The 25,779-nt window shown below is 50.3% G+C and carries 29 protein-coding genes and 1 riboswitch; of the genes, 10 read left to right on the top strand and 19 right to left on the bottom strand.

Going from position 1 to position 25,779, the window contains the following annotated elements:
- Positions 1–4 precede the first annotated feature (4 nt).
- From PJDR2_RS03385 to PJDR2_RS03375, 3 genes are all read right to left on the bottom strand, one after another.
- Entirely contained in the window at positions 5–883 is an 879-nt protein-coding gene (locus PJDR2_RS03385; protein WP_012772648.1) for a carbohydrate ABC transporter permease, read from the bottom strand.
- Positions 884–918: 35 nt separating this feature from the next.
- Positions 919–1,803, bottom strand: coding sequence for a carbohydrate ABC transporter permease (locus tag PJDR2_RS03380; RefSeq protein WP_012772647.1), 885 nt, complete (start codon positions 1,801–1,803; stop codon positions 919–921).
- A 73-nt stretch (positions 1,804–1,876) separates the two neighbouring features.
- The gene (locus PJDR2_RS03375; protein WP_083778014.1) at positions 1,877–3,196 is read right to left on the bottom strand and encodes an ABC transporter substrate-binding protein; all 1,320 of its coding nucleotides are present in this window, start codon (positions 3,194–3,196) and stop codon (positions 1,877–1,879) included.
- Between the two features lie 129 nt (positions 3,197–3,325).
- On the opposite strand from PJDR2_RS03375, the gene PJDR2_RS03370 reads away from it, so the two are divergent.
- On the top strand, positions 3,326–4,801 hold the full coding sequence (locus PJDR2_RS03370; RefSeq protein WP_041613275.1) for a sensor histidine kinase: 1,476 nt from the start codon (positions 3,326–3,328) through the stop codon (positions 4,799–4,801).
- 33 nt (positions 4,802–4,834) lie between these two features.
- Positions 4,835–5,521, top strand: coding sequence for a response regulator transcription factor (locus PJDR2_RS03365; protein WP_150106422.1), 687 nt, complete (start codon positions 4,835–4,837; stop codon positions 5,519–5,521).
- Positions 5,522–5,566: 45 nt separating this feature from the next.
- On the opposite strand, the gene PJDR2_RS03360 is transcribed toward PJDR2_RS03365, so the two are convergent.
- The 6 genes from PJDR2_RS03360 to PJDR2_RS03335 all read right to left on the bottom strand — a co-directional run bounded on the left by PJDR2_RS03360 (position 5,567) and on the right by PJDR2_RS03335 (position 10,096).
- A complete protein-coding gene (locus PJDR2_RS03360) occupies positions 5,567–6,529 on the bottom strand; it encodes a phosphotransferase family protein (RefSeq protein WP_012772643.1) in 963 nt (320 codons plus the stop codon).
- Positions 6,530–6,563: 34 nt separating this feature from the next.
- A complete protein-coding gene (locus PJDR2_RS03355; protein WP_012772642.1) occupies positions 6,564–7,466 on the bottom strand; it encodes an aldo/keto reductase in 903 nt (300 codons plus the stop codon).
- A gap of 28 nt (positions 7,467–7,494) precedes the next feature.
- Positions 7,495–8,049, bottom strand: a complete 555-nt coding sequence (locus tag PJDR2_RS31690) for a DUF2812 domain-containing protein (RefSeq protein ID WP_012772641.1) — start codon at positions 8,047–8,049, stop codon at positions 7,495–7,497.
- 5 nt (positions 8,050–8,054) lie between these two features.
- Positions 8,055–8,384, bottom strand: a complete 330-nt coding sequence (locus PJDR2_RS03345) for a PadR family transcriptional regulator (RefSeq protein ID WP_012772640.1) — start codon at positions 8,382–8,384, stop codon at positions 8,055–8,057.
- 177 nt (positions 8,385–8,561) lie between these two features.
- Complete coding sequence (locus PJDR2_RS03340; protein ID WP_041613274.1) at positions 8,562–9,425, bottom strand: effector binding domain-containing protein; 864 nt, start codon at positions 9,423–9,425, stop codon at positions 8,562–8,564.
- Positions 9,426–9,496: 71 nt separating this feature from the next.
- Entirely contained in the window at positions 9,497–10,096 is a 600-nt protein-coding gene (locus tag PJDR2_RS03335) for a DJ-1/PfpI family protein (protein ID WP_012772638.1), read from the bottom strand.
- A gap of 50 nt (positions 10,097–10,146) precedes the next feature.
- A riboswitch (ZMP/ZTP riboswitch) is annotated at positions 10,147–10,226 on the bottom strand.
- A gap of 134 nt (positions 10,227–10,360) precedes the next feature.
- Between PJDR2_RS03335 and PJDR2_RS03330 the strand changes: the two genes are divergently transcribed.
- Positions 10,361–11,074, top strand: a complete 714-nt coding sequence (locus tag PJDR2_RS03330) for a GH25 family lysozyme (protein ID WP_150106420.1) — start codon at positions 10,361–10,363, stop codon at positions 11,072–11,074.
- 42 nt (positions 11,075–11,116) lie between these two features.
- Here the strand turns inward: PJDR2_RS03330 and PJDR2_RS03325 are convergent, their stop codons facing one another.
- The 4 genes from PJDR2_RS03325 to PJDR2_RS03310 form a co-directional block, all read right to left on the bottom strand.
- Positions 11,117–11,533 (bottom strand): hypothetical protein, encoded by a 417-nt coding sequence (locus PJDR2_RS03325; protein WP_012772636.1) that lies wholly within the window; start codon positions 11,531–11,533, stop codon positions 11,117–11,119.
- Positions 11,534–11,548: 15 nt separating this feature from the next.
- Positions 11,549–12,112, bottom strand: a complete 564-nt coding sequence (locus tag PJDR2_RS03320) for a glutathione peroxidase (protein WP_012772635.1) — start codon at positions 12,110–12,112, stop codon at positions 11,549–11,551.
- A 123-nt stretch (positions 12,113–12,235) separates the two neighbouring features.
- A complete protein-coding gene (locus PJDR2_RS03315) occupies positions 12,236–12,766 on the bottom strand; it encodes an NUDIX hydrolase (RefSeq protein WP_012772634.1) in 531 nt (176 codons plus the stop codon).
- Complete coding sequence (locus tag PJDR2_RS03310) at positions 12,738–13,082, bottom strand: hypothetical protein (protein WP_012772633.1); 345 nt, start codon at positions 13,080–13,082, stop codon at positions 12,738–12,740. Before PJDR2_RS03310 ends, PJDR2_RS03315 begins: the two co-directional genes overlap by 29 nt.
- Positions 13,083–13,230: 148 nt before the next feature.
- Here PJDR2_RS03310 and PJDR2_RS03305 point away from each other — a divergent pair, with 148 nt between their 5' ends.
- Genes PJDR2_RS03305 through PJDR2_RS03295 form a run of 3 tightly spaced genes read left to right on the top strand, consistent with a single transcriptional unit; the run spans position 13,231 to position 15,869 of the window.
- Positions 13,231–14,028 carry an ABC transporter permease gene (locus PJDR2_RS03305; RefSeq protein WP_012772632.1) on the top strand — a complete coding sequence of 266 codons (798 nt, stop codon included), beginning with the start codon at positions 13,231–13,233 and terminating at the stop codon, positions 14,026–14,028.
- Between the two features lie 10 nt (positions 14,029–14,038).
- Complete coding sequence (locus tag PJDR2_RS03300) at positions 14,039–14,857, top strand: ABC transporter permease (RefSeq protein ID WP_012772631.1); 819 nt, start codon at positions 14,039–14,041, stop codon at positions 14,855–14,857.
- A gap of 22 nt (positions 14,858–14,879) precedes the next feature.
- On the top strand, positions 14,880–15,869 hold the full coding sequence (locus PJDR2_RS03295; RefSeq protein WP_012772630.1) for an ABC transporter ATP-binding protein: 990 nt from the start codon (positions 14,880–14,882) through the stop codon (positions 15,867–15,869).
- Between the two features lie 57 nt (positions 15,870–15,926).
- Here the strand turns inward: PJDR2_RS03295 and PJDR2_RS31685 are convergent, their stop codons facing one another.
- On the bottom strand, positions 15,927–17,402 hold the full coding sequence (locus PJDR2_RS31685; RefSeq protein WP_265525152.1) for a YncE family protein: 1,476 nt from the start codon (positions 17,400–17,402) through the stop codon (positions 15,927–15,929).
- An 82-nt stretch (positions 17,403–17,484) separates the two neighbouring features.
- Positions 17,485–18,678, bottom strand: coding sequence for an ROK family transcriptional regulator (locus PJDR2_RS03285; protein ID WP_012772628.1), 1,194 nt, complete (start codon positions 18,676–18,678; stop codon positions 17,485–17,487).
- 248 nt (positions 18,679–18,926) lie between these two features.
- Between PJDR2_RS03285 and PJDR2_RS03280 the strand changes: the two genes are divergently transcribed.
- The 3 genes from PJDR2_RS03280 (at position 18,927) to PJDR2_RS03270 (ending at position 20,670) form a co-directional block, all read left to right on the top strand.
- Positions 18,927–19,559, top strand: coding sequence for a chromate transporter (locus tag PJDR2_RS03280; RefSeq protein WP_012772627.1), 633 nt, complete (start codon positions 18,927–18,929; stop codon positions 19,557–19,559).
- A gap of 22 nt (positions 19,560–19,581) precedes the next feature.
- Complete coding sequence (locus PJDR2_RS03275; RefSeq protein WP_012772626.1) at positions 19,582–20,112, top strand: chromate transporter; 531 nt, start codon at positions 19,582–19,584, stop codon at positions 20,110–20,112.
- Positions 20,113–20,187: 75 nt separating this feature from the next.
- Positions 20,188–20,670 (top strand): SRPBCC family protein, encoded by a 483-nt coding sequence (locus PJDR2_RS03270; protein ID WP_041613875.1) that lies wholly within the window; start codon positions 20,188–20,190, stop codon positions 20,668–20,670.
- Between the two features lie 241 nt (positions 20,671–20,911).
- Here PJDR2_RS03270 and PJDR2_RS03265 read toward each other — a convergent pair whose 3' ends face one another.
- The 4 genes from PJDR2_RS03265 to PJDR2_RS03250 all read right to left on the bottom strand — a co-directional run bounded on the left by PJDR2_RS03265 (position 20,912) and on the right by PJDR2_RS03250 (position 24,185).
- A complete protein-coding gene (locus PJDR2_RS03265) occupies positions 20,912–21,238 on the bottom strand; it encodes a hypothetical protein (protein WP_012772624.1) in 327 nt (108 codons plus the stop codon).
- A 2-nt stretch (positions 21,239–21,240) separates the two neighbouring features.
- A complete protein-coding gene (locus PJDR2_RS03260) occupies positions 21,241–21,465 on the bottom strand; it encodes a helix-turn-helix domain-containing protein (protein ID WP_012772623.1) in 225 nt (74 codons plus the stop codon).
- Positions 21,466–21,485: 20 nt separating this feature from the next.
- Complete coding sequence (locus PJDR2_RS03255; protein WP_012772622.1) at positions 21,486–22,952, bottom strand: protein adenylyltransferase SelO; 1,467 nt, start codon at positions 22,950–22,952, stop codon at positions 21,486–21,488.
- Positions 22,953–23,054: 102 nt separating this feature from the next.
- Entirely contained in the window at positions 23,055–24,185 is a 1,131-nt protein-coding gene (locus PJDR2_RS03250; protein ID WP_012772621.1) for a tyrosine-protein phosphatase, read from the bottom strand.
- A gap of 211 nt (positions 24,186–24,396) precedes the next feature.
- On the opposite strand from PJDR2_RS03250, the gene PJDR2_RS03245 reads away from it, so the two are divergent.
- A complete protein-coding gene (locus tag PJDR2_RS03245) occupies positions 24,397–25,761 on the top strand; it encodes a TrkH family potassium uptake protein (protein ID WP_012772620.1) in 1,365 nt (454 codons plus the stop codon).
- Positions 25,762–25,779: the final 18 nt, after the last annotated feature.

Genomic DNA, 25,779 nt, shown 5'->3' with positions numbered 1-25,779 from the left:
ATGTTCACCCTTTAACCGCGCCAGCGGAAATACCCTCTACGAAATGATCCTGGGCCAAAAAGTAAATGACGATCGTTGGTATAATCGCGCAAACCGCCGCCGCCATTAACGGCCCGTATTCCGTTGCGTGCTCGGTTTGAAAATGCTGCATGCCGAGCTGGAGGGTAAATAGGCTGTCCGAATTCAGATAGATCAACGGACCAAGAAAGTCGTTCCAGGAGTGCATGAAGGTAAAGATCGTCAAGCTGGCAATCGCGGGCCTAATCAAAGGAAGAATAATACGCGCGTATATGCCAAATTCACTTAGTCCATCGATTCTGGCCGCCTCCGAGAGTTCTTCCGGAATGGACATAAAAAACTGTCTGAACAGAAAAACGCCAAACGGACTAAAAGCTCCGAGCAGAATAAGCGACCAATGCGAATCCATTAGTCCGATCTTCTTGATTAATACAAACTGAGGAATCATCATGACCTGATAAGGCACCATCATCGTTGCTACATATAAGAAGAACAGCTTATCGCGTTCCGGAAACTTCACTTTGGCAAAGGCATACGCAGCCGTCGAGCATGTAATGATCTGCAGCAGCGTGGTTAGCACGGCGATTTTTATCGTATTGAGGTAATAAGTGAAGAACGGCAGTTCCGTCCATACCTTGCTGTAATTCGACCAGAAAAAATGGCTTGGAATCCACTGAATCGGAAAACTGAATATTTCCGCCTCCGACTTCACCGATGCGGAAAGCATCCACAGGAAAGGAACGACCATCGACAGGGCTACGGCCGTAACAACGGCGTATAGCGCTGTTTTTCTAAACCATTGTCCAAATTGCTGACGCCTTGCTATTGTGATCATTGTCTGACTTGCTTCTACTCGCGTGCTCATTGTTGGCTTCTCCCCTCTCTAACCCGCTATATCCGTTAGGAATAGTTCACCCATCGTTTTTGCCCTCTAAATTGAATCAGCGTAATAACGAGGATGATCGCAAATAGGACATAGGCCATGGCAGAGGCATAGCCATATTCGTAACGTTTGAAGGCCGTATCGTAAATATCGTATACAAGCATATGCGTTGAACGGCCCGGTCCTCCCTTGGTCAAGACATAGACCAGGTCGAATACCTTGAACGAGTTGATAATGCCCATAATAACCGTGAAGAAAATAACCGGCGACAGCATCGGCAGGGTAATGTTGCGGAACTGGGATACCTTGCCCGCGCCGTCAATTTCCGCCGCTTCATAGAGATCCTTCGGAATTCCTTGCAAGCCCGCCAAATACAAGACCATGTAATAACCAATGGAGTGCCAGATACTGACGATAATGACGGATATGAGCGCCCATTGCGTTGACGCAAGCCAGGCGGGAGGATGAGCAATGCCGAGACTTCTCAGGAATCCGTTTATCGGTCCCATGGTCGGGTTATAGAGCAGCTGCCACACGACGGCTACGGCAATGGTGGCTGTAATGTGAGGCAGGAAAATGGCTGTTCTAAACAACTTAACGCCTTTAATCCCTCTGTTAAGGGCGACTGCAGCCAAGATGGCGAGCATCAACGTAACGGGTACGGAGACCGCCGTCATAACCAAGCTGTTAATCAAGGAGATCCGAAACGTGTCATCGCTCCAGAGACGCGCGTAGTTTGAAAATCCGGTAAATTTGATTTCGCCAAAACCGTTCCATTCGGTAAAGCTTATCAGGAAGGATGCGCAGACCGGGAAGCAGATAAAGATTAAGAACCCCAGAATGTTGGGAAGTAAAAACGTATACCCTGTCAAACGATTACGCCTTAGCGCTTTACTCGACATTTCCTCACCTCATTTGAAGCAGCCGGGCTTTGCACTTCAAGCAAAGCCCGCCCCTCTCTGTTCTGTGCGTTCCTTATTTTCCGGATTTGTAATCGTCGGCGTATTTATCAGCCCATTCGGAGGCTATGCGCTGACCAATCTTGTCGATGGCCTGTTCGGCCGATTGGGCACCCGTTAAGGCCAGCTCCCCTTCTTGCAAGTACACGCCTTGCACAAGAATGTTTTTTACGCCCGGCAGCAGCGGATATTCCGGATATTCCTTTTGCTCAACGAAGTAGTGAATGTTTTTGGGCTTCAAGCTTCCGTCGCCAATGTAGATCTTGCGAATATCGTCGTTCATGTAGCCGGTGAGGAATCCTCTAGCCGCAAACTGCTCCGCGCCTTTCGCGCCGCTCATGAATTGAAGCACTTTAAAGGCCTCTTCTTTATGCTTGGAATCTTTATTTACCATCAGAGATACCGGAGTAGCCAGGCTTGTATTGGCAGCCACCCCATCTGGATGCGGGATCGGCACAACATCCCAATCGAAGTCGATCTTTTTCTCCGCCTCGGCTTGTCTAAGCTGAGCGACATGCCAGTCCCCGATCAGGTTCATCGCGACATTGCCTTTCTGGAAGGCGGAGTTGTAATGAGCCGAGGTCGAGATTTGCTCCGCCCAACCCATAATGGAGCCGTCCTTTTCCAGATCCATTCTGAATTGCAGTCCTTCCTTAAACGGCGTTAAATCCTTGTCGATAATGGAAGCGCCGGTCTGAACGCCCTGCATATACCAGGTTTGCGCCCAAGGCTGCAGGAACGCGCCGTAAATTTTATTCGCCCCTTCGCCTTTGGTCATTTGTTTGGCCAGGTCGCGGAATTCGCTCCAGGTCATATCGTCTTTCGGATAGGCGACGCCCGCCTGATCGAATAGCGTTTTGTTGTAGTACAACATCCAGTTGGATTTCCGGTAAGGAAGTCCGTATACTTTGCCGTTTACTTTCAAGGAGTCGTACAGCGGGCCGTACCCGGAGACGTCGACGTTTTCTTGCTTGATATAATCATCGAGCGGCTCCAGAATGCCCGTGTCCAGGAACACGTCCATGTTGCCGCCGAACAAATCGATATTGTCCCCGGAGGAGAGCTGCATGCGAAGCTTTTCGTAATATTGCGCTTGCGGTATAGTCGCGAATTCGACTTGAATATTAGGATTTTCCTTGCTGAACTCCGCGTAAGCGGCCTTAAACGTTTCCAAATCATCCTGGAGGACCGTGGCCTTCAAGTGAACGACCTCCGTCTTATCTTGCGAAGAAGAAGCTGTGCTGTTATTGTCCGCTGTCTGCCCGTTAGAACCGCAGCCGGCCAGCAACCCCATCAATAATGAGCCAGTTGCAGCAAGCTTTAAACTTTTCCTCATTGACACTCACCCTTTTTTTGATATGATTTGTGTGCGTTTTCTTAATTTGAATATTACGTAAATGCCGGGCTGGCCGATAGATGAATGTTTTATACCCCCACTTTGCACGAAGAGAAGGAAGTGACTTTTTTGCTGTTCATTACGCTCTTACTGCTCATCTTCACGATTTTGTTTACGTATAAAAAGCTTAATCACGCCTCGACCCGCTTCATGTACGGAATTATTATCGGTTGGGTGCTTTCTTTCATCTCATTCACCTTGTACCTTAGTAAATTCAATTATTACTTTAATGTCATTCACAGCTTCTTTGACTTCAGTCCCGGGACCTGGAACTATCTTGTATTAACCCAATTCAATCCGAACTGGCTTATCCGTATTCTGAATATCGGCGTCGGACTCTTCTACTGCTCATTGCTAGGCTTTGCCATAGCCTTTACGCATAGCCTTGGCCCAAAGAGCCAAAGAATCGGTTACGCGTGCATTCTGTTCTATTTTGCAATTCAAACCGTCTATTTTGACCCTTCCTTTCAAATCTCTTTGAGTAACGAACCTCATCATCCGCTAGTGTTTAATGGGATAGAAACCGTCTTAAAAGGCCTTCGCTACCTCATACTTTTTGTTGCTTTTGGCTTGCTGCTCAATTATTATTTGAATTATCCGAAAATTAGGTTCATCAAAAATCTGACCTTATATCATGTTCTGCTCTTTATTCCGCTTGTCGTCATCCATCTGTTTGTTTTCTCATGGGCCCCGAAAGTATTGGTGAGAGCCACCTATCTGAAAGGGTATTATAACTATTTGCAGCCGCCGCTAAGCTATCAATCCATTCTTCTTCCGGTGTTTCCGTATGCGATTTATTTGATTCTATTCTTGATGATCTATCTGGTCTATAAGTTTAATTCGATAGAGAATTACCGCAAAAACCGCGATATTCAAATCAACAAAAGCATTGATACGGCCACTCTCGGTACGCGTGCTTTTACCCATGCCCTGAAGAATCACTTGATTGGCATCCAATCTGAAGCGGCTTATCTAAAAAAGCGCCATCAAGCGGATCACGAGTCCTCATATAGCCTTGATTTGATCCTCGAATCTTCTCATGCGGCGTTAAACAGCATCAACGAAGCCGCTGAAAAATTAAAAAATATAAACTTGAATTTGCAGCCGCTGTCTATCGACCTGCCGATACAACAAGCGGTTGCCCGGCTATCCGAGCTGAATGTCCGCTGCAAGGTGGAAGCTGCGCCAAGCCTGTCGCCGGCTAATTGCTACATAGATTCCAACCATTTGAGCGAAGCCATCTATAATCTGCTTCTTAATGCCAGCGAATCCTTGCAATTCCGGGAGGACGGCCATATCGCTATCGAAAGCAGCCGGCAGAACGGCTGGGCGCTTATCCGGATTTCAGATAATGGTCCCGGCATCGCGGACGAGCATTTGGAGACGATCTTTGATCCTTTCTTCACCACGAAAGCTTCGGTAAACAACTGGGGAATCGGCTTGTCCTATTGCCATAAAATCATCCTGGGACATGACGGCAAGATTGTAGTAGACAGCAAAAAAGAGGCTGGAACAACCTTTACGGTGTTCTTGCCGATCATTTAGAGAGAGAAGCAGATGAAAGGGGATTTTTGTATCATGACACAACAAACCATCCGTATTCTCATCGCCGATGACATGGAAGCCCATCTTCGAAGGCTGGAAAGAACCTTCGCAGGACATGATGAATTTACTTGCGTGGCGCGTGCTTCCTCTGGACATGATGCGCTCCTCCTGGCCGGCCTGCACCAACCCGATGTCATTCTAATGGATATCGAGATGGAATCCCAATATGCGGGTATTCAAGCAGCGAAATTAATCAACGAGAAATACCCGCACATGAAAATTATCGTCCTCACCGTTCACAAGGATGAAAATTTTATTTTTGCAGCTTTCCAAACCGGCATTACCGATTATTTATTAAAAAACGCTGCCGACATCGAGGTTCTGGACGCCGTCCGCGCAGCCTACATGAATGCCTCTCCCATCCGACCTATGATCGCCGAGAAAATCCGCGAGGAATTTGCGCGAGTGAAACGGGCCGAGAACAGCCTGATCAATATTATTCAGATCATTTCCGAGCTTACGCCTAGCGAGCTCCAGGTTCTAAGGCTGTTATGCGAAGGCAAGAAACGGAGGCAAATCGCGGAGGAACGCTGCGTCGAATACGAAACGATAAAGAAACAGATTAATTCCATTCTGCGAAAATTCCAAATGCCCGATTCGGCAATGGTGATTCAAACGATTAACGACCTTCGCATATTCGAGGTTATGAAAAAGCTCTAAAAAAAAGCTGATGGCGGCTTAATAACCGTCATCAGCTTTGCTATTTTACAAGCTCTGCAGCTGCTTATAACCCTCTGCAAAATTCTCGTAAGCCCACTTGATATGATCCTTGCTTTCGTATTTGCGGTAAGTGCATTCAATGACCATGATGAGATCGAGATAAAAATCGTACAACACGCGTCTCCTCTGCTCGGACTCGGTTAAACCAGTGATGCCATATCCCTCGCAGAACGCGCCCAAAGTATTCTTCGCGAACCGTCCGAAATAAAATTCGCTGAGCGGATCGCCCCAAAAGGCGCGCTCGAAGTCGATCAGTCCGGAAATGCTTCCTTCTTGAACAAATAGGTTGCCGTCCCACAAATCCCAATGGATAAGCGAAGCTTCCTTAACCACTCCCAGCAGTTCTCTGTAGCGAAGCACTTCCTTCTCGATTTCCGCATAGGACATCGGCAGCTCGACGCCTGCATCCTTGCCGTCTGCCAGCACATCCGCCATCATGCCCTCAAACGCTTCCGCCCAGTTATCCTTCCTGCGGCCCTCCGGTTGAAGCGACCCAAAGAAGCTGTTCTTATAGGCATTAATGGAACGGCTGTAGCCGCCAAGCTCGCGTGCGATGGCCTCCCGCTCCTCCAATGAGAGAGAGTCCCTAACTTTATTCAGGGCTGTTCCTTCTACGTATTCCATGAAAAAATACTCCGCCGGGATGATCGAGCAAGAAGCATCGTACGCATAAACACGCGGAGCAGGCAGTCCTGGCGTATCCGCGACGAGGCGCATGGCTTCTACTTCCGTCCGCATCATGTTCTTCTCGTAACGCATGACCAGCTTATCCGCGGATGGCGCAATCTTCAGGACGGTCTTCCTTCCATCCCCCAGCACAATCGAGTAAGCCATGTTGGCCCAGCCGTCCGTTAGCTCGCTTGCCGAAATATAAGCCTGCCCAAAAGCCTCCCGTACGATCGTTTCGATCTCCTTGTCATTCAACCTGTACTTGTTCGCATTTTCCATTGCGCCTGACAACCTCCGGTCATTGGGATAGGTCTTAGCGGTGAACCTTGTACACGCCCGCTTTGCTTAAGCGGCGAATAAGCTGTATTTCTTCGTCCGTCAACGGCGAAAGATCCGCGGCAGAAATATTTTGCAGAAGCTGCTCACGGGAGCTTGCTCCCGGAATCGCCACGGCTACTGCCGGATGGCTAAGAGAATAACGAATCGCAAGCTGCGAAAGACTCCGTCCCTCAGACGTCAGCTGCGCCAGCTGCCGGCGAAGCTCGAGAAGCTCGTCGAGTTCATAGTCCAGCGCGCCTTTGGACGGCTGGCGGTTTGCCGCAAGCGCGCCGCTTGCAACAGGTCCGCGCGCGATCAGGCTTAGCCCCTTTTCTTCCAGCAACGGGAGCACCGTTTCCTCTGCGCGTCGGTCCACGATGCTGTATTGATTCATTACGCTTACGATGGAAGAACGCGATGCATATTCCCGAACGACATTCGGACGAATGGACGAAATTCCGTATTCCCGGATTACGCCCTCCCGCTTCAATTGCTCGAACGCTTCGATTGTCTCGTCAATCGGATCTTCGATCGTCCCGCCGTGCAGCTGGTACAGATCGATATAGTCCGTTCCCAGCCGTCTAAGGCTTTCTTTCACCGCGGATAAGATATAATCCTTCGACGGATCCCACGCCCAGCCCTCCTGCCCCGCCATTCTCCGGTTGCCGACCTTGGTAGCCAGCACCACCTGCTCACGGCGTCCTCGGATGGCTTTGCCGACAAGCTCTTCGTTCCGGCCGCTGTCATACAGATCGGCTGTATCCAGCAGAGTAACTCCCCGCTCCAGGGCTTCATGAACAAGGGAAATGGCCTTCTCTTCATCCGTGCCCAGCGACATGCAGCCAAGTCCAATCTCCCCTACGTATAATTCCGAACCGCCTAATTGCTTTTTTCTCATCCGAATCCGCTCCTTTCCGCTATTCCCCTTAAAGTTTAAGTCCGTTTACTTTCTTCTGCATCCTCCAGCAGCCATACCCCAACACGCCGAACAGGAATAGATAAAGGACCAGCAGCGGTACGCCTACCGTCCATAACCTGTCGCTAAAGAGATTCCTCAGATTAAGCATATTAACAAGCATAATGACCAGGTTAACGAGCATCATAACGGCCATAACCCCTTGCAATCTTTTGTACAACTGAATCAATGAGTCTCGGTCCGTATAGAGCTGAGGCTCATCCCCGGGCTGCCATCCCCTGCGAAAATAATGCCAGAGCGAGCCGTAAGAGCTGACATATTCCCAGCCTGCGTCCTGATACAAATCAATATACTCCTGAAACTTGCTGCTTCCAAGCGTTTGCCCCGTCTGGTAATCCAGTCTGTACGTATACCGGACCGATTCATCCTTTGCGAAGAAGCTGCTTGCCATACTCGCCTTCTTGAAATGCAGCCCGTCACGGGACATATCGTTAAGCCACTGCTCTTCCCTCTCAAAGTTCCAGCTCATCGTCAGCCGATGCCGCTTAATCAGCTTGTCGCTCATCCGCCTCACCCTTTCTTCGTAATCAGGGCTTGCCGCCCTACGTTCAGAAGCTCTTCCAGTCTTGATATCTCCGCTTCGACTACCTGCTTGCCATTCTCGGTAATGGCATACATTTTGCGGCGCGCATCCGCTCCCTCCGGAACGGGATATTGCTCAATTAGCCCTTTGCCCAGCAAGGTATTAAGCGCCGTATATAAAGTGCCTGCACCAAGCTTAACGCGCCCGCCGCTCCTCTTCTCGGTATCCTGCATAATGCCGTATCCATGCGATGGCTCCGTATAGAGAACAATCAGGATATAATAAAACGCTTCAGTAAGCGGCAGCATCTCTTTCATGTCTTGTCATCCTTCCCACCATTCAAACTATATCGTCTGTCGATATATCTTATGCTTATATATTAAGTCTCGATATATCGACTGTCAATATAATTTTGGGAAATTTATCAAAACTAATCTCACAAGAAAAAGAACATGCCGAGAGTTTCGACATGCTCTAATAGGTTTCTTCTTTGCTTAGCGAATCGGGATATAAATGGTCATGCTGATTTTCTGCGGCGTGGAGTTCAGAACATCCGTCACTTCAAAGTCCGGTCCCTCTCCCCGCTCATAATTGCTGTTAGGCAGCCAGGTTCCATAGATGTATTTCCATGCGTTTTGTCCAATTTCGGGCATAGTTCCGTTGCGGAAAGCCGCGTATTTGCCGGAAGGAAGCTCAAGGCAGGCGAAGCCCTCCTCTACCTCCGCAAATGAAGTGACCTCCTCGCCTATAAGGAACGAAAAAGCACCGTCCTCGCCGTAACCATGGGGGATGCCGTAAGCAAAAGCCGGCCGCGCTTTGTTAGGGATGCGCATAAAGTATTCATGATTGCCAAAGTGCGCATAGAATCCCGGAATCTCCTCGAAATACCGCTCGTTGTTCAGATTGGTCGGGTAGTTATAACCGATAATACGAGTCGCTGGCCGTTCAATGATGTCCGGTTTGTACATCGTTAATCCTCCTCGGATATTAGCCGTTAATGCGACGAGATCAATGGGGAGCCGCAAGGCAAGCAGCGGCTGATGCTTCCTGTACTGTGCCGGAGCCATGCCGAAATAACCGGCAAAGGCACGGGTAAACGCCTCCTGCGAGCCGTATTGGTAAGACACCGAGATATCAAGCACCGTGTGGCGGGTAACCCGCAGCTCTTCGGCAGCCCTGCTTAACCTTCTCTTCCGAATGTATTCCTGCACCGTAAAGCCCGTAATGGCATGGAATAGCCTTTGAAAATGGTACAGCGAAAATCCCGCCCGGATTGCAATCGCCTCCAAGCTAAGGGCTTCCTGCAGCTGTTCTTCTATAAAGGTAATCGCATATTGGATTCGGGTGTAATGTTCCATTCGTAAGATTGATCCAGCTCCCTCGCTCATCGTTACGGCTATCCTATCAGGAAAACGTTTTTTATATTTGATCAAGAATGCTCTTTTGGCACCCAATCATATTCCATCAGCTTTGCGGTGTGCAGGGCCCTCTCCTCGCCATGAAGCCGGCTGATGACATAGAGGGACATATCGATGCCGGCCGAAATGCCGGCGGACATTATGATTTTCCCGTTATCTACGTATCTGGCGGTCTCGGAGATTTCGGCGGATGCCGGCGCGACCTGCCTCAGCTCCTCGGTTGCAAGACGATTCGTCGTCAGCTTCAGCCCTTCCAGCACTCCTGCCTTCGCAAGGATCAGCGCGCCGGTGCAGACGGATAGCAGCAACTCCGACTCGTCAGCGCATTTCCTGATCCAATCGGTCAGCACCTTGTTGTGCATTTCCTGACGGGAGCCCCAGCCGCCGGGGATAAGCACGACATCGGGCTTGGGACAGTCATGAATGGTATAGGCCGGATTGACGCTCAGATTGCCTAGGGCCGTAACGGGACTGTTATGCTCCGCCACGGTGAACACATGGAAATCCTGCCCGCGATTGCTGCCCGTAATAAACACTTCAAACGGTCCCGTAAAATCCAGCACTTCAACGTTGTCGTAGATCAGAATAGCTACATTTCTTCTCTTCTGCATCCGCTTCATCCCCTCAATGAAAAAAGAGTATCATCTCTAAAAGAGAACCGATACTCTGCCCAGGCGTACGGCTGATGACGTATGCGCTCCCTCGTGGTTCTCCACGTTTACGCCAGTCGCGCATACCAGATATTTACTTTTATCATAAACCGGGCATATTCGCGGAGCAAGCTAAATTTTGCGGAAACAAATAAGGACAAGCTGACGTCTATGTATTGGAGTGTTCAAAGTAAAGTTAAGGGCAGGAACAAGGGATGGGTGGCTATGAAGCTAAGAAGATGGCAGAAAAGCACCGCGTGTATACTGCTGCTCCTCATCATCGCAGGCGTATTGGAATATAAGGGCATTATCTGGCATAACAACCTGTTCGCGTCTAAATACAAGGTAAGAGGGATTGATGTGTCCCGCTATCAGGGCGAGATTGATTGGGGCAAGGTTGCCGGCAGCGGCAAATGGCAGTTCGTCTATATCAAGGCAACCGAAGGAAAGGATATGACGGATAAGGACTTCAAGTCGAATTGGGAGCAAGCCGGAAGCCAAGGGATGAGGATCGGCGCTTATCATTTCTTCACAACGCAAAGCACCGGCGCCGAGCAGGCGGCGCATTTTATCGAAGAGGTACCCAATGAGCCCGCTAACCTCCCTCCCGTTATCGATATCGAGATTGCTCTAGATAAGGATGCCGCCCGCATTCAGCGGGAACTGACCATTCTCTCCAGCCAACTGGAGGAGCATTATAAGCAGAAGCCTATCTTGTATGTCACTTACGATACCTTTAATACCTACATAGCGGGCAGCTTCAAGGATTACGAAATCTGGATCAGGGATATCGTCAAGCATCCGCGTTTACGAGAAGACCGTAGTTGGTTATTCTGGCAATACAACAACCGGGGTCATATCCCCGGCATCGATGCGTATGTCGATATTAACGTTTTTAACGGAGACAAGGAACAATTTAAGGCGAGGTTTGATCGTTAAAAAATAGAAGCCGAAACTTCTTTGGAAGCATCGGCTTACGGATTACTTTTCAATTTTATAGGTAAACTTCCACTCGGCCGTATTCCCTGAATACCTGCCGCGGTTCTCCGTCACAACGACCTTCAATGCTTTATTGACGGTTTTTGTGATAGACGATGCCTTTACGGCATCATTGGCTGAGTTGCTATCGGGAATTTTATCCTGCTCTTCGGCATATGCCTTCAGCTTAATGCTGTCCGTTGATTTCAAGCTTAAGGTAATGCTTTTGTTTTCCTGTACTTCCTTGCCATTCACGTAAGCCTTAGTCAACCACTCGTTACCGACATGGTTGTTCTCAACCAACTCCACGCTGACAAGCGTTACTTTGAACTTGGTTGTTTTGTCCGAAGCCGAGACCGGTTGTATTAGCAGCGCAAAAACAGCCATAACTGCCATAGCTACCTTCAAAAGCTTACTCAATGCGAATGACCCCTCCTATTGTTCCGAGGATAATGCCTCCTCGATGGCCAGTTCCAAATCGGTTGGCTGCGTCGTTGGCTCGAATCGGGCGATTACTTTTCCTTCGCGGTTAACGAGGAACTTGGAGAAGTTCCACTTTACGCCGTCGCCCTCATATAAATCCGGATGATTTTGCTGGAGAAAATTCTTCATCCACTGCTCATCGGAATTGTCCGCGTCAAAGCCCCGGAAAGGCGCCTGCTCCGTCAAATATTGAAAGAGCGGATGAATAGGTTCTCCGCGGAGTTCCACCTTTTCGAACAACGAGAAAGTTACACCGGCTTTGCGCCGGCAATGCTCTTCTACTTCCGCATGGCTGCCAGGCTCTTTGCCGTTAAATTGATTGCACGGAAAACCCAGTATTTCAAAGCCGTGCATCCAATATTTCTCGTACAAATGCTGGAGACCTTCGAACTGCTTGGAATAGCCGCATTGGCTTGCTGTGTTCACGATTAGAAGAACCCTGCCGTAAAAAGCAGACAGATGAATAGGCTCCCCATTTATCTCATTTACCTGAAAGTCATAGATGGACTTGTTCATCTTTAATCCCTCTCCCCTTTTTTATATTTAATCCATCATATAACCAAGAAGCCTATTTGAATAATATATAAAAACAATAATCTTCATAGGCAATTTCAATAAAGTATATATTGGAAAAAAGGCTTATAAAAAGCCCTCTCTCTCCATGAACTCCGCAGCTGCTTTCAGAATAATCCGGTCGCGCATCAGCATAAACAGCTTGGCGTGATTATCTCCGCCGCCCGCCACTGCTTTTTCCATAATATCCAGCGCTTGTGCGGCAGACAGCCATTGAACGGACATTCCGAGCTGTTCTTCGGCTTCGGTGAGAGCAGCCGTACCCGCAACATGCCGCGCTTTTGCCAGATAACAATGCGAATGCTGCAGAAACCTATTCCGGTTCTTATGCTCCTCCACAAAACCAAGCCTGCAGATGACATCCGCTTCGCAACCGGTCTCTTCTTTTATTTCCCGTACGAAAGCCTCCTCGGGGGACTCTCCTTCTTCCATTCCTCCGCCGGGCAGCTTGTAGAGATCAAGCTCGGCCATATACATCATCGCGACCTGTCCCTGGTTATTGAATAAAACTCCCCTTGCGGCATAACGCGAGACGGTATCCAGGTATGCCGGGTCGCCTCCAATAAAATCACTGTCGGTTATCTTTATGTTTAGCATGAGCCATTATCTCCTTTTTAAACTTATCGGTAATCGGATAATCGTCTACGGACCAGTTCTTTTCGCGGGCACGCCTTTTTCTGAAGGCATATCGCGCTCCTTCAATCAGCAGTGCCATGCAGAGGCTGGGAATAAGACTATTAAAGGCGTTATCCGGACTAAAATGCCTCACAGAGGAATAAATGCCGTCGCATATTAGGAAAAAGATTAAAGCATACAAGAGCCATCTCAACCCTTTGGCCAACTTTTTAAACCGTTTAAAGTTCAGCAAAGTTAAGTAAATAGCCACGATAAGAATGATAAGAATCATAACCATTCCTGTTATACCTCCCCTGCAATCTTGGGCCGAACCTTATAAATAACTATATTAAAAATATCCGTAGCCTATGGGAATGAAATCGATTAATATAAGAGCATTGTAATTGTCATATTTTACATATGAAGTCACTTTTAAGGGGGTTTATATGCTTCAGGCTTACTGGTACATAACGAAAATGAAGCTTCTCATTAATCTGACTTACCGGTTTGAAGTATTCACTTCCGTTGCAACAAATCTTATTCTGATGCTGGCTTCCGTATTCTTATGGCAGACGGCTTACAAAGGCGGCTCCGGAACGGTAGAATCGCTTAGCCTGCAGGATATTACGACCTACACCATTCTCTCGATCATTATCTCTACCATCTTCGTATGCGATGTACAGAATACCATCTATTACAAAATACGGGAAGGACAAATTGTCACCGACTTCTACCGTCCTATCCCTCTTTTTGCCTGCTACCTGGCCGAAGATATCGGGGAGATGCTCAGCTCCTTGTTAAACAGGGCGCTTCCGCTTGTCGTATTTGCCTCCGTCTTTTTTGGTATTCCGCGGCCAGCTTCCTTCCGGAGCTTCCTGCTCTTCCTTCCGAGCTGCCTCTTAAGCTACGCCATTCTATGGCTGCTCAGCGCGCTTATAGGACTGATTGCGTTCTGGGTGATGGAGCTTGGCAACATGGGCAATGTCAAGGACGCTATCGTCCGCGTATTGTCCGGCAGCATTGTGCCGCTGTGGTTTTTCCCGGAATCGGTGCAGACCGTCTCGAAATTTCTTCCGTTCCAATACACCTACCAGACTCCGCTCGGCATTTATATCGGCAACACAAGCACGTCCGAAGCCTTTACCTCCATGGCTGTTCAAGCCGTCTGGATCGCGGTGCTGTATCTGATCCTGGCAGCCGGATGGGCGCGCACGAAGAAAAAAACGTTAATCCAGGGAGGCTGAAAACGTCCTTATGGTATCTACGATCAAGCATTATGTATCCGTTGCTTCCTGCTGGGCGCGCCTCGCCGTACAGCGGCAGCTTGAGTATCCGCTGTTCCTGTTCAGCTGGCTCCTCATGATTCCGATTCAATACTTCTCCGGCATCTGGATGCTCAAGATTATCGTCGACCGCTTCCAGGCGCTTAACGGCTGGGATTTCCCGCAGCTTACCTTTTTGTATGGACTTGGCCTGATCAGCCACGGCATTTTTGTTGTCTTCTTCATCAATACCTGGAGTATCGACCATATGGTCATTAACGGCGGCTTCGACCGTCTCCTGCTTCGACCGATGAACGTTTTCTTCCAGCTGGTTGCGAGCTACGTGAATTTTATCGGGTTAATCGATTGCATACCGGGCATTATCATCTTCCTCTATGGCGCCGACATCGCCGGCTTTGACTGGACGCTCGCGAACATCGGCAAGCTGATTCTCGTGCTGATCGGAGGTATTCTGATCCGTGCGGCACTGTTCACGAGTCTCGGAACAATCGCCTTCTGGACCAAGCGCAACGGCTCCATGGTTGGCTTCGCCCTCACGATGCTGGAACGGGCAACCATGTATCCGCTCAGCATGTATCCGTATTTTCTGCAGGCGTTATTCACCTTCATCATCCCAATCGGGTTCATCAGCTTCTATCCTGCCGCCGAGTTCCTGAATGCGGACAGCGGCGGCCTCGACCTTCCGCTAAGCTTTGCTCTGTGGACACCGCTCGTAGGCGTGATCTGCTTCCTGATTGCGGGCGGCATCTTTAAATTCGGCATGAAAAATTACGAGAGCGCAGGCTCTTAAGCCATAGGGGGATCTGACTGGAATGGAAACCGTTATTGAGGTTAAGGATCTCGTGAAAGAATACATTATCGTGAAAAAGGAAAGCGGGCTGCGCGGCTCGATCAAAAGTCTTCTCTTCCCCAAAAAAACGAAATTTAACGGCGTAAACGGCATCAGCTTCTCGATCGCGCCCGGCGAAATCGTCGGCTACATCGGACCCAACGGCGCAGGCAAAAGCACTACCATTAAAATGCTGACCGGCATCCTCCATCCGACCTCAGGCTCCATCAAGGTATGCGGCATCTCTCCGCAGGCCGACCGGAAGGCCGTCGTCCGCAAGCTTGGCGTTGTATTCGGGCAGCGAACCCAGTTGTATTGGGATTTGCGTCTCGGGGAATCGTTTGAGCTGCTGCGCCGGATTTACCAGATTGATCAGAAAGCCTACGACGACAATCTCGCGATATTAACCGACGTGCTGAAGCTGCAGGAATTTATCGATACCCCGGTGCGCCAACTGTCGCTTGGCCAGCGCATGCGCGGCGATATCGCGGCGGCCATGCTGCATTCGCCCTCGGTATTATTCCTCGACGAGCCTACGATTGGGCTGGATGCCGACGCGAAGCATGCGATCCGGAATTTTATTAAGGAAATTAACCGTACCCGCGGCGTTACCGTTATTCTGACCACCCATGATCTCGATGACGTGGAGCAGCTTTGCAGCAGAATTATTGTCGTTAATAACGGCAAGCTTGTAGAGGACGGCCCCATCGGCTCCATTATCCATAAGCTTACTCCTCACCGCATGTTAGTAGTGGAGCTTCACGAGCCCTGCGATGATCTTACCACTCCGCATGCCACGGTTATTAAGCAGGAAGGGCTGAAAATCTGGTACCAGTTCGAAAAGGAAAGCATCTCCGCCTCTGAGCTTATCGCAGCCCTCTCGCAGAAGCTTCCGATTCAGGATATCAGCGTCAAAGAGCCTAATGTCGAAGATGCCATCCGCGAGGTTTATAAAACAACGGCAACCGTATAAGTAAGGCATGGGAAAAGCCGGGGCACACTCATTTGGAGTGGACCCCGGCTTTCGTTATTATTCATGAAGAGCCAGGCCGCTTGGGCTGGCAGCTGTATCAATCTTGTTCGTCACTTCAAAGGTCTCTCCGTCAATGACGGCGATACCGTCGCTTACCGCTACATAGATTCGGTTGGTTTTCGTATGAACGGCCACCGCTTTCGGGCGGCTTCCAACCGGAATGGTCTCAATAACCTTGTGATTGGACGCATCAATAACCGAGACGCTGTCGCTTCCGGAATTCGAGACGTACACCAGATTGGCAAAGGTATCCACTCCGGCAGCATAAGGATTTTTGCCGATCCCTTCCGTTATTGTTTTTAAGACGGTGTTGGTCCCGCCATAAATAACGCTTAAGCTATCACTTAGGAAATTAGGCACATAGATGAGATTCGCGTCCTCGTGAATACCCGCAAGCCCCGGCTCATGTCCAACGGGAATATCCGGGAACAGCCTTGCATGGGTGTATCCGTCGATAACCGAAATATCATGATCCGGGCTGCCGTTTGCTACATAAATCCGGTTCGTATCGGTATTAATAACCATTCCGGCGGGAATGTTGCCTACTCCGACGGAATCGATAAGATGGTTGGCTTCCCCATCCAGAACGTCCACGGTATTAAGAAGCGAGCTTGTAATATAGACGCGGTTGGTTTTTACGTTTACGGCTGCGAGCGACGGAAACGGGCTTACCGATACAACGGCTGCCACTTCCTTGGTGCTCCCGTCCAGCACAAAAAGCTGATGCTTGCTGCTGTTAATCGCATAAATCCGGTTCATCGCCGGATTAAGAGCTATCCCTTTAACGGAGCCTGCAGACGGTAACGGAATCGTATCGGTGACGGTATCCGTCTCCCCGTCGATAACCAGGATTTGTCCTTCATCCGATAAAGAGACAAAAAGCTGATTACCCCTCATTGCTGCCGTAGTTTTGGATTCAGTTGGAGCCGGCATAGGAATTGGCGTTAGAGTAGGTGCTGGAGTTGGTGTTTGAGCTGCTTTTGGAGTTGGTGCCGGGACTGGTGTTGGCGTTTGAGCTGCTGTTGGAGTTGGTACTGGGGCGGGTATTTGAGCAGGAGCTGGTATTGGAACCGCTACGGCCTGATGCGAGACCTGGACTTCAGCTAAAGGCGAAATAATCGAAGGAATCGGTGCCTCTATAAGCTCGGCCTCGGGTACCTCTTCCTCTTCGTAATCTTCGTAATCAGTCTCTTGCCCGGTCTCATCGTCAAGCATATCCAGCCATTGCGGCAGCTGCTGCAATTTCCTTTTCCGCAACTTCCGTATCGGCTGTCTGTACCGTTGTTGCGGTGTTACGGTTGCAGCGGCAGCTGCTGGCGTTGTCTTCGGAACGCTTGGCTTCGCTGCTTTTTTCTGTTTTTTCTTTGGTTTCGTTATCTGTTCTATGCGACTAGGGGGGCTTAGAAAGCCCGACTGCTTCTGAGGCAGGTACATCAGCAGCGGTGCGGATTCTTTTTTGCCCCGGCTATACATTTTCACTCGCTTCCCCTCCTCAAGCATACATAACCGCTTATTTATTATAAGTAGGTAAGTATGGAATGGCTTGGGTATTTGCTTATAGTTTCATGCGACTTCTTACCATTAATGCGGCACCCGTCACAACCGCGTCTTCCTTTAATCGGCCCATCGAAAATTGCGGGATGTACGCTTCGCCGTAATACGTCTTCTTAACCGCTACCTCCGTCGCTACCCGATAATACATCGGACTGGCGCTAATCAGAGCCCCGCCAAGAATAATCAGCTCCGGGTGGAACGTATTGATCAGATTCGCCAGCCCTACTCCGAAGTAGGAGGCGGATTGCCGGAACATCTCCCGTATAAAAGGATCGCCGGCGTTTAGCCCGGCCGTAATCGTATCCAGATTTACTTTTTCCGGAACAACGTTATTCAATAATAAACTTCCTCCGACCTTCAGCCTCGTCCGCACCTGTCTTTCCAGCGCCTGAACGGAAGCAAAGGTTTCGAGCGAGCCGTAGTTGCCGGATTCCTCCAGCCTTGGGCCGTCCACATCGATAATCATTTGCCCGATGGAGCCCTCCATGTCGACCTTTCCGTAGACGATCCTCCCATGGGACATCATGGCTGAACGCAAGCTGATTCCTGCAGAGACGTACAACGCATGCTCCACGTTTTCTTGCCGTATGGACCAATGTTCTCCTACCAGAGCCGTATTAGCCCCATTCTCAAGCAGGGTTGGCAGCCCGGCGGCTTCTTCAAACAACGCGCAGATCGGTACCTGCTGCCAGCCTTTAGCCGGAAAATACTGAGGATTAACAATAACCCCGCTGCTGCGGTCAAGCGGTCCTACCGCCCCGATGCCCAGCCCCAGAATACGGCTTTGCGATATGGCATGGTCCTTCATAAAGGCAAGCATCAGGCTGACCGTATGGGCAACCAGACGCTCGGGCGTCATCGTCTCGTCCATACGCCACCGGACAACGGACTTCTGATTCATATTCAAATCAAATAAACCAAGGGTCGATGTGAACCTGGAGATCTCGAGGCCAAATATATATCCGTAATCGGGATTAATCTGATAGAGAAGCGGTTTTCTGCCGCCCTTCGACGGACCTAATCCGGTAACGAGGATAAGACCCTCCTTGGCCATATCATCCAATAAACGGGTCATCGTGCTGCTGGTAATATCATGGGCTTCCAGCAGCTCTGCTTTGGCAATTGGCCCAAGATTAGCGATGTAATCGTAAATAAGCTGTTTATGCGAGGGGACGGAACGCAGAGAATAACTCATCGTTTCATCCTTTCCGGATAGATTATCGTTGCTACCTGCAATTATACCCCAGATCAAGAATAGGGGCTATGCCGATTGGTTTTCTCCACTTTATTCAATTTTGAACGAAACTAAACAGAGTAGTAAGGGTTATCCACTCGTTTTTATCGGTATAAGCATTTCTTATAATCCAAAATTCCCAAACTTTAATTCAAAATGAATTTAAGTTGCTATAATAGCTATGTAAGAGTCAAAAGGAGAGAGTTTACATGCAGACAAACTGGAAAGAACGACTCTATTTTTTGGCACAGCTATTCTGGGTATTTGTACGGATCGGTCCTTCCACCTTTGGCGGCGGTTACGCCATGATGCCCGTCATTGAACGTGAGGTCGTTAATAAACGTAATTGGATTGCCGAGAAAGAACTTGCTGATGTCGTATCGCTAGCCGGATCCGCTCCGGGCGGCGTTGGCGTCAATGCCGCAGCCTTCATCGGGTACCGGAAAGCCGGCATACCGGGAGCGGCTATGGCGGTTATTGGCGTAACGTTGCCAACCTTTATTATTATCATCACGCTTAGCCTGTTTTATCTGAAGTTTCAAGACAATCCCAAGGTTGTGGCTGCCCTGAAGGGGGTTCACGGCGCGGTTGTCGCGCTGATCGTAATGTCCGCGTACCGAATGGCCAAAGCCGCCATCTTTGACAAGACAACGTTAGTCATGCTGGTCCTCGCGCTTCTCATTCTGCTCGTGCTTCCGCTTACTCCGCTATATATCGTAGCAGCAGGCATCCTGGTTGGTATCGGCATGGTTCGGGTCAAGGAGAAAACGGGCAAACCAGCCAATACGGAAAAGCCATCCTCCAGCAGCCAAGAGCTGATGTATCCGGAGTATTATATTTGATAAGCGCAAGGGAGAGTTACGTATGATCTGGGACTTATTCCTGACTTTCTTCAAAATTGGATTTATCTCGTTTGGCGGCGGTTATTCCGTTATTCCGATGATACAAAGCAAGGTGATCTCGCACGGGTGGATGACAACCGTTGAATTCCAGAAGGCCGTTTCCCTTGCCGGCATGGCGCCGGGGCCAATCGCCACAAATGCCGTAACGTTAATCGGCTACGACACAGCGGGAATAACCGGCGCGATTGCCGCCTGTGCCGGGATTGTCCTCCCGTCGCTGCTCGTCGTAATCGTGTTGTCGGCTTTCTTCTTCAAGCTTCGGAATAACAAGACGATGAAATCCCTCTTTTACGGCCTGCGGCCCGTCGTTACCGGATTAATCATTTATGCGGCGCTTCACTTCGGCGGCTTCGACAAGCCGGGCAGCTACACCTGGACGACCGGGTTTACGCTGCTGATCTGCGCAGGCTGCTTATGGCTTTTGTTCAAATACAAGCTGCACCCGTTAACCGTTATCGCGGCGGCGGGAGCAGCCGGAATTATCTTTTTATAGCCCTTTTGAATCCTCCGCGGCAATCTGGTAATCTTGCATGAGATACCATTTTTGAAAGCGGGGGATTTCGTTATTATGCTGGCCACGATTGCGAAAAAAGGCGCAGGTTATACCGTAACGTTCGAACGCAGGCTGAATCATTCCAAGGAAGACGTATGGTCTTATTTTACCGATAACGAAAAGCTGCCCAAGTGGTTCTCCGAGCTTCGCGTAGAGGATCTGCGGGAAGGCGGGCATCTCAGCTTCAACATGGGCGATGGCAGCTATGAGACGATGACCATCACGGCTTACGAGCCGCTGGCCGTACTCGCGTTTACCTGGGGAGAGGACATGGCCGTGCGCTTTGAATTCCGCGGGGAGGACGGCGGCTGCAAGCTCGTGTTGATCGAGAGCATCTACAAGCCATCCGAGCATACGCCTAAAGACCTTGCCGGCTGGCATGTCTGCCTCGACGTCATTGCATCGCTGCTGGACAGCGGACAACCCCTTGCGGACCGCAAGGCAAGTTGGCAGCACTGGCATCAGAAGTACGCGGAGGCCTTGAAGCAGCTGCAATAAAAGATAATCGGGCTGTCCTGTGATGGACAGCCCGATTTTTTTGTTTTGCATTAGGGCTTAACGATGTCGCACATCGTTAAGGATTGCTTTTTCATGCCTGCCAGCGCCCTTAACGATGCGGCGCATCGTTAAGCTCGGCCGCCACACACGTCCGCATCACTCACATTTCCCGCCAACCTAAGCAAATAAGACCCTCTCAGGGTCTTATAATGACTAATATTACCTTGCTTTCGCCCGACTGCTATAGCTCCAGCCTCCTGAAATTCGGAAACGGCTGGGCGGCTTCCTTCAGCGATCCAAGCCCCGTCATTTCCGCGACAGCCATCATACGCTCCCAGATCGGCCAAATGACCGGAGAGCTATGCGCCTGCCTCTTGGCCTCCTCGGATTTCCATTCGAAAATCTCGATAACGGTCCCGTCCTCCGCTTCAAGCTGAAGCAGTGGCAGCTCCGTAATCAGTCCCTCCCGCTTAAGAGCCGGTCCATGCTCCCGAACGATCTCATGAAGCTCCTGCTCCTTGCCGGCATGCGGCCGGTACAAAGCAATCGCGATACTTTTATCCGACATCTCTATCTCCCGCTTTCTGCCGGCAATAATTCATACAGCTCATTAACCGAGCAACCTATCGTGTCCGCAATGGAGATCGCCGTCTTTAAAGGCATTAACCGCTTATTCTCGATATAGTCGGCCAACCGTTCCGGCTTGTATAACAAGGCTTCGGCTAATGCCTCCCGGCTCATCCCCCGCTCCTCCAATCGCTGCTGCAGCAAGCAGCGGCCTAATTCATATTTCATGGCATGAATCTCCTGTGATCTTAAGTTCCGCAGAACGTCCGGTACGGACGCGGCGATTGTTCCGGAAGCGCGGCATAAGCCTCTTGCTCATCCGAATAGGCATAAGGGTTCGCAAGCGCGGCAAGCAGATTATCCAATACGCACAGATTACCCTGCTCCGCTGCCTCCAACGCTTCCTCTACCCGGTGATTGCGGGGAATAACGGCCGGATTGCTGCTCCGCATCAGCCGGAGAGCTTCTTCTTTGGACTCCGCTTGCCTGCCTAGTCTCGCCTGCCATTGCTGCTGCCATTCCGCAAACTCCGCCATCCCGTGCAGTACGGTATTTTCCGGTTTGTCCATCGATAAAGCCCGGAATGTATTCGTGTAATCCGCCTGGTTCCGCTGCATCAGCAGCACAAAGGCTTCAATCAGCGCCTCATCCTCCGGTTCCTCGTTAAAGATCCCAAGCTTCGCGCGCATGCCCTGCAGCCAGTATTGTTGGAACAGCTCGCTGTAATCCGACAACGCATCTTGAGCCAGCTCAATTGCCCCTTCTTCATCCTCGTCCATTAGCGGAAGCAAGGCTTCAGCCAGCCTGGCGAGGTTCCAAGCGCCGATAGACGGCTGATTGCCAAATGCATAGCGGCCTTCCCGGTCAATGGAGCTGAAGACGGTAGCCGGATCATAAGCATCCATAAACGCGCATGGCCCGTAATCTATCGTTTCTCCGCTAATCGCCATATTGTCCGTATTCATAACCCCGTGGATAAAACCAACCAGCTGCCATTTCGCAATCAGCGCCGCCTGGCGTTTGATCACTTCCCTGAAGAAGCCGACATACCGGTTCTCGCCGTCCTCCATATCCGGGTAATGCCTCTTGATCGCGTAATCCGCCAACGCTTGAAGCTCCTCGAGCGTCCCCCACTGGGCAGCAAACTGGAAGGTGCCGACACGGATATGGCTTGCGGCAACCCGGGTCATAATCGCGCCTGGGAGCAAGCTCTCGCGCACGATTTCTTCGCCGGTCGTCACAACCGCAAGGCTGCGGGTTGTCGGAATGCCAAGCGCATGCATCGCTTCGCTGATGATATACTCCCGAAGCATGGGCCCCAGCGCCGCGCGTCCGTCCCCGCCGCGGGAATAAGGCGTCCTTCCGGAGCCCTTCAACTGAATATCGACTCTCTCTCCTTGCGGAGTAACCTGCTCGCCAAGCAGCACGGCGCGGCCATCGCCGAGCCGATTGAAATAAGCGAATTGGTGTCCCGCATAAGCCTGGGCAAGAGGCTCCGCGCCTTCGGGGATCTGATTGCCCGCAAATACTTGGATGCCTTCGCTGCCGCGCAGCGCGTTCGCATTAAGCCCCAGCTCCGCCGCCAGCGGTTCGTTTAACTTGATTAACCCGGGAGCGCGCACGGGGACAGGATTTTGCTTGGTATATAATAAGTCCGGCAGATCGGCGTAGCTATTCTCGAGGTTCCAACCCGCGGTTGTTTTATGGTCCGTCATCTCTTGTTCTCCAATCTCTTTTTTCCTTATTATACCCTTTTCTTTCGCTCCGCCATAAAAAAAAGACCGCCAGCCGTAAAAGGCCAGCGATCCTCATTCTTATTATTCCGTGTACATCGCTTTCAGCTTCGCGCGTTCTTGTTTTGTAATACCCAAGCCTTTTTCAAGGAAGTTGTCGATCGAGCCGTATTTCGCCTTCATCTCGTCAATGGCCGCTTGAAGGAATTCTTTCTGAACGCCCATCATTGCCGTAATCGCCGCGACAACATTCTCATCCTTCACTTGCGCTTTAACGGCTTCAATCGCCTTCTTGTTTGCCTCCGCACGGTATACGTTGCTCAGGAGGTAGTCGTCCATAACGGTCTTCTCGTCTACGCCAAGCGCCAGAAGAATGATCGCGGAGCCAAGACCCGTACGGTCTTTACCGGCTGTACAGTGCTGAACGAGACCGATATTGTCAGGGTCGTTAAGCAGCTCCATCAACTGAATGTAGAACTTCGGAGAATCGACCATTTGTTTGTTAAAGCCGGCCATCATGGCAACCGCGCTTGCCTCGTCCTTCATTAAGCCGGAAGCGATCATGGAATTCAGATCCGCTGCGGAACCTGCATTTCCCGCATCCGTACGGATGTTAGCGATACCCGGGATTACCGGATCCGGAAGAGCATTAACCTCTGCGTCCGTACGGTAGTCCACGTTTGATTTGATACCCATTTCCTGAATCGTCTTAATATCCGCGTCCGTCAAATGTCCAAGCTCTTCGCCGCGGAACAGCTTGCCCCATTTTACGGTTTTTCCGTCGGTTGTTTTGTAGCCGCCGAGGTCGCGGAAGTTGTATGCGCCCTGCAGGTTTACTTTGCGTTCCGCAACCGTAACGGTCGCGCCGCTGCTTGTCTTAATGTAGAAGTACAAGCGGGAGCCCGGCTTCGGATCCGTAGTTACGTAACCGTTGTAGCTCGCATTAATGCGCTTCAGCTGCTTGCCGTTTGTGGCGATGTTGTCCGGCGAAGTGCTCCAGAGGATTTTTGCTGCGCCAAGGTCTGCATTGGAGTTCCAGTGAATTTTCAGCTTGCCGTCAGACGTGCGTTCAACGCTAGCTTGCGTGAATACGCCTTGCACTTTTTTCTGCGATACCGCCGCCGGTGCCGCGAAGCTTGCTGCCGGTGCAGCTACCGCGCCAAGCGCGAGAGATGCGGCGAGTACGGTTGCTGCGTAAACTTTGGATACTTTCATTTTCATTTTCCCCCTACAATTTGGTTGTGTTTTCGTTGTGTTATCATTGTGTTCCGGTTGTATATAGGTTGTATTCTTGCCCTTATTGTAGGGGGACTTTATAATGGCAATTTTAAAATTTGATAAAGAAATTGTAAAAGCGAAGGCCCGCATATTTGCATGCGAATCCAACCATATTATGGCTATGCCTTAGGGACAACGGGAGGATTCTATGTTTAAAACATCTCGGGAATGGGTGAGCCGGCGTTCGCCTGCCCAAGTCATTACCGGCTACTATATTCTGGCTGTGCTTATATCCATTCTTCTATTCAGCATTCCCGCCGTGCGGAGGCCCGGAATCGAGGTCTCTTTCTTCGATACCGTCTTTACGGCCGTCAGCGTCGTAAGCGATACCGGTCTGAGCGTATTTAACGTGGCGGAAACCTACAGCGTGTTTGGCTATTTCGTTATTATGCTCGTCCTTCAATTCGGGGGGATCGGCATTATGGCGATGAGCACGTTCTTCTGGCTCTTGATCGGGCGCAAAATCGGTCTGCGCGAGCGCAGGCTGATTATGGTCGACAACAATCAGTTCGCTTTATCCGGCCTGGTCCAGCTCGTAAAAGAAATATTGAGGATTACCCTTCTGACCGAGCTGCTTGGCGCAGTCATCTTTGGGTTACGCTTCCTCCGGTACTTCCCTACCTGGCAGGAAGCCTTCCTGCAAGGGCTGTTCGCATCCGTCAGCGCAACAACAAATGCCGGAATGGATATTACCGGCCAATCGCTAATTCCGTTCAAGGACGACTATTTCGTCCAGCTGGTGACGATTCTGCTTATTATTTTCGGCGCGATCGGTTTCCCGGTATTAATTGAGCTAAAAGCATTCCTCTCCCGAAATAAGCTGGATCTGAATCATCCTTTCCGCTTCTCGTTATTTACGAAGCTTACCACTTTTACCTATTTCGCTTTGCTTGGGATTGGCACGATCTGTATCCTGCTGTTCGAGTCGCAGCATTACTTCAAAGGGTTAACTTGGCACGAAAGCTTCTTCTACGCCTTCTTCCAGGCGGCAACGACGCGGAGCGCCGGCCTTACGACGATGGACATTACCCATCTGACGCTGCCGACCCTTCTGCTGATGTGCGTCTATATGTTTATCGGAGGATCTCCCAACTCGGTAGGCGGCGGGATCCGGACAACAACCTTCGCCCTCAATATGCTGTTTATTTTCCACTTCGCCAGAGGGCGGCGGGATTACAAGGTATTCAAGCGCGAGCTTCATATAGACGATATTCTAAAATCCCTTGCCATCTCGATGATGGCGATCGTAATGTGTTCGCTGTCCGTGGTCGCCATCAGCTTCTCCGACAAGCAGCATCAACTGGTCGCGATCATTCTGGAGGTGTGCTCCGCCTTCGGAACGGTGGGCTTATCTACCGGGATTACGCCGGATTTAAGCATTTTCGCCAAATGCATTCTCATGCTGCTCATGTTTATCGGAAGAATCGGACTGACGTCTTTCCTCTATATTATTGGCGGCCAGCAGACAACCTCGAAGTACCGCTATCCGGTAGAAAGAGTGATGACGGGATAGCCGGCTTCAAAATAATCC

It is taken from the genome of Paenibacillus sp. JDR-2 (assembly GCF_000023585.1).
Taxonomy (GTDB): Bacteria; Bacillota; Bacilli; order Paenibacillales; family Paenibacillaceae; genus Pristimantibacillus.
This window is presented reverse-complemented; position numbering and strand designations above follow the sequence as displayed.

Excerpts from the sequence above, each read along its gene's own strand:
- PJDR2_RS03320 (WP_012772635.1), bottom strand. The coding sequence starts at position 12,112 with ATGAACAAGTCCATCTATGACTTTCAGGTAAATGAGATAAATGGGGAG.
- PJDR2_RS03305 (WP_012772632.1), top strand. The coding sequence starts at position 13,231 with ATGCTTCAGGCTTACTGGTACATAACGAAAATGAAGCTTCTCATTAAT.
- PJDR2_RS03280 (WP_012772627.1), top strand. The coding sequence starts at position 18,927 with ATGCAGACAAACTGGAAAGAACGACTCTATTTTTTGGCACAGCTATTC.
- PJDR2_RS03285 (WP_012772628.1), bottom strand. The coding sequence starts at position 18,678 with ATGAGTTATTCTCTGCGTTCCGTCCCCTCGCATAAACAGCTTATTTAC.
- PJDR2_RS03255 (WP_012772622.1), bottom strand. The coding sequence starts at position 22,952 with ATGACGGACCATAAAACAACCGCGGGTTGGAACCTCGAGAATAGCTAC.
- PJDR2_RS03365 (WP_150106422.1), top strand. The coding sequence starts at position 4,835 with ATGACACAACAAACCATCCGTATTCTCATCGCCGATGACATGGAAGCC.
- PJDR2_RS03330 (WP_150106420.1), top strand. The coding sequence starts at position 10,361 with ATGAAGCTAAGAAGATGGCAGAAAAGCACCGCGTGTATACTGCTGCTC.
- PJDR2_RS03245 (WP_012772620.1), top strand. The coding sequence starts at position 24,397 with ATGTTTAAAACATCTCGGGAATGGGTGAGCCGGCGTTCGCCTGCCCAA.
- PJDR2_RS03385 (WP_012772648.1), bottom strand. The coding sequence starts at position 883 with ATGAGCACGCGAGTAGAAGCAAGTCAGACAATGATCACAATAGCAAGG.
- PJDR2_RS31685 (WP_265525152.1), bottom strand. The coding sequence starts at position 17,402 with ATGTATAGCCGGGGCAAAAAAGAATCCGCACCGCTGCTGATGTACCTG.
- PJDR2_RS03375 (WP_083778014.1), bottom strand. The coding sequence starts at position 3,196 with ATGAGGAAAAGTTTAAAGCTTGCTGCAACTGGCTCATTATTGATGGGG.
- PJDR2_RS03260 (WP_012772623.1), bottom strand. The coding sequence starts at position 21,465 with ATGAAATATGAATTAGGCCGCTGCTTGCTGCAGCAGCGATTGGAGGAG.
- PJDR2_RS03250 (WP_012772621.1), bottom strand. The coding sequence starts at position 24,185 with ATGAAAGTATCCAAAGTTTACGCAGCAACCGTACTCGCCGCATCTCTC.
- PJDR2_RS03335 (WP_012772638.1), bottom strand. The coding sequence starts at position 10,096 with ATGCAGAAGAGAAGAAATGTAGCTATTCTGATCTACGACAACGTTGAA.
- PJDR2_RS03295 (WP_012772630.1), top strand. The coding sequence starts at position 14,880 with ATGGAAACCGTTATTGAGGTTAAGGATCTCGTGAAAGAATACATTATC.
- PJDR2_RS03345 (WP_012772640.1), bottom strand. The coding sequence starts at position 8,384 with ATGAAAGAGATGCTGCCGCTTACTGAAGCGTTTTATTATATCCTGATT.
- PJDR2_RS03300 (WP_012772631.1), top strand. The coding sequence starts at position 14,039 with ATGGTATCTACGATCAAGCATTATGTATCCGTTGCTTCCTGCTGGGCG.
- PJDR2_RS03270 (WP_041613875.1), top strand. The coding sequence starts at position 20,188 with ATGCTGGCCACGATTGCGAAAAAAGGCGCAGGTTATACCGTAACGTTC.
- PJDR2_RS03310 (WP_012772633.1), bottom strand. The coding sequence starts at position 13,082 with ATGGTTATGATTCTTATCATTCTTATCGTGGCTATTTACTTAACTTTG.
- PJDR2_RS03275 (WP_012772626.1), top strand. The coding sequence starts at position 19,582 with ATGATCTGGGACTTATTCCTGACTTTCTTCAAAATTGGATTTATCTCG.
- PJDR2_RS03355 (WP_012772642.1), bottom strand. The coding sequence starts at position 7,466 with ATGAGAAAAAAGCAATTAGGCGGTTCGGAATTATACGTAGGGGAGATT.
- PJDR2_RS03265 (WP_012772624.1), bottom strand. The coding sequence starts at position 21,238 with ATGTCGGATAAAAGTATCGCGATTGCTTTGTACCGGCCGCATGCCGGC.
- PJDR2_RS03340 (WP_041613274.1), bottom strand. The coding sequence starts at position 9,425 with ATGGAACATTACACCCGAATCCAATATGCGATTACCTTTATAGAAGAA.
- PJDR2_RS03360 (WP_012772643.1), bottom strand. The coding sequence starts at position 6,529 with ATGGAAAATGCGAACAAGTACAGGTTGAATGACAAGGAGATCGAAACG.
- PJDR2_RS03315 (WP_012772634.1), bottom strand. The coding sequence starts at position 12,766 with ATGCTAAACATAAAGATAACCGACAGTGATTTTATTGGAGGCGACCCG.
- PJDR2_RS31690 (WP_012772641.1), bottom strand. The coding sequence starts at position 8,049 with ATGAGCGACAAGCTGATTAAGCGGCATCGGCTGACGATGAGCTGGAAC.
- PJDR2_RS03380 (WP_012772647.1), bottom strand. The coding sequence starts at position 1,803 with ATGTCGAGTAAAGCGCTAAGGCGTAATCGTTTGACAGGGTATACGTTT.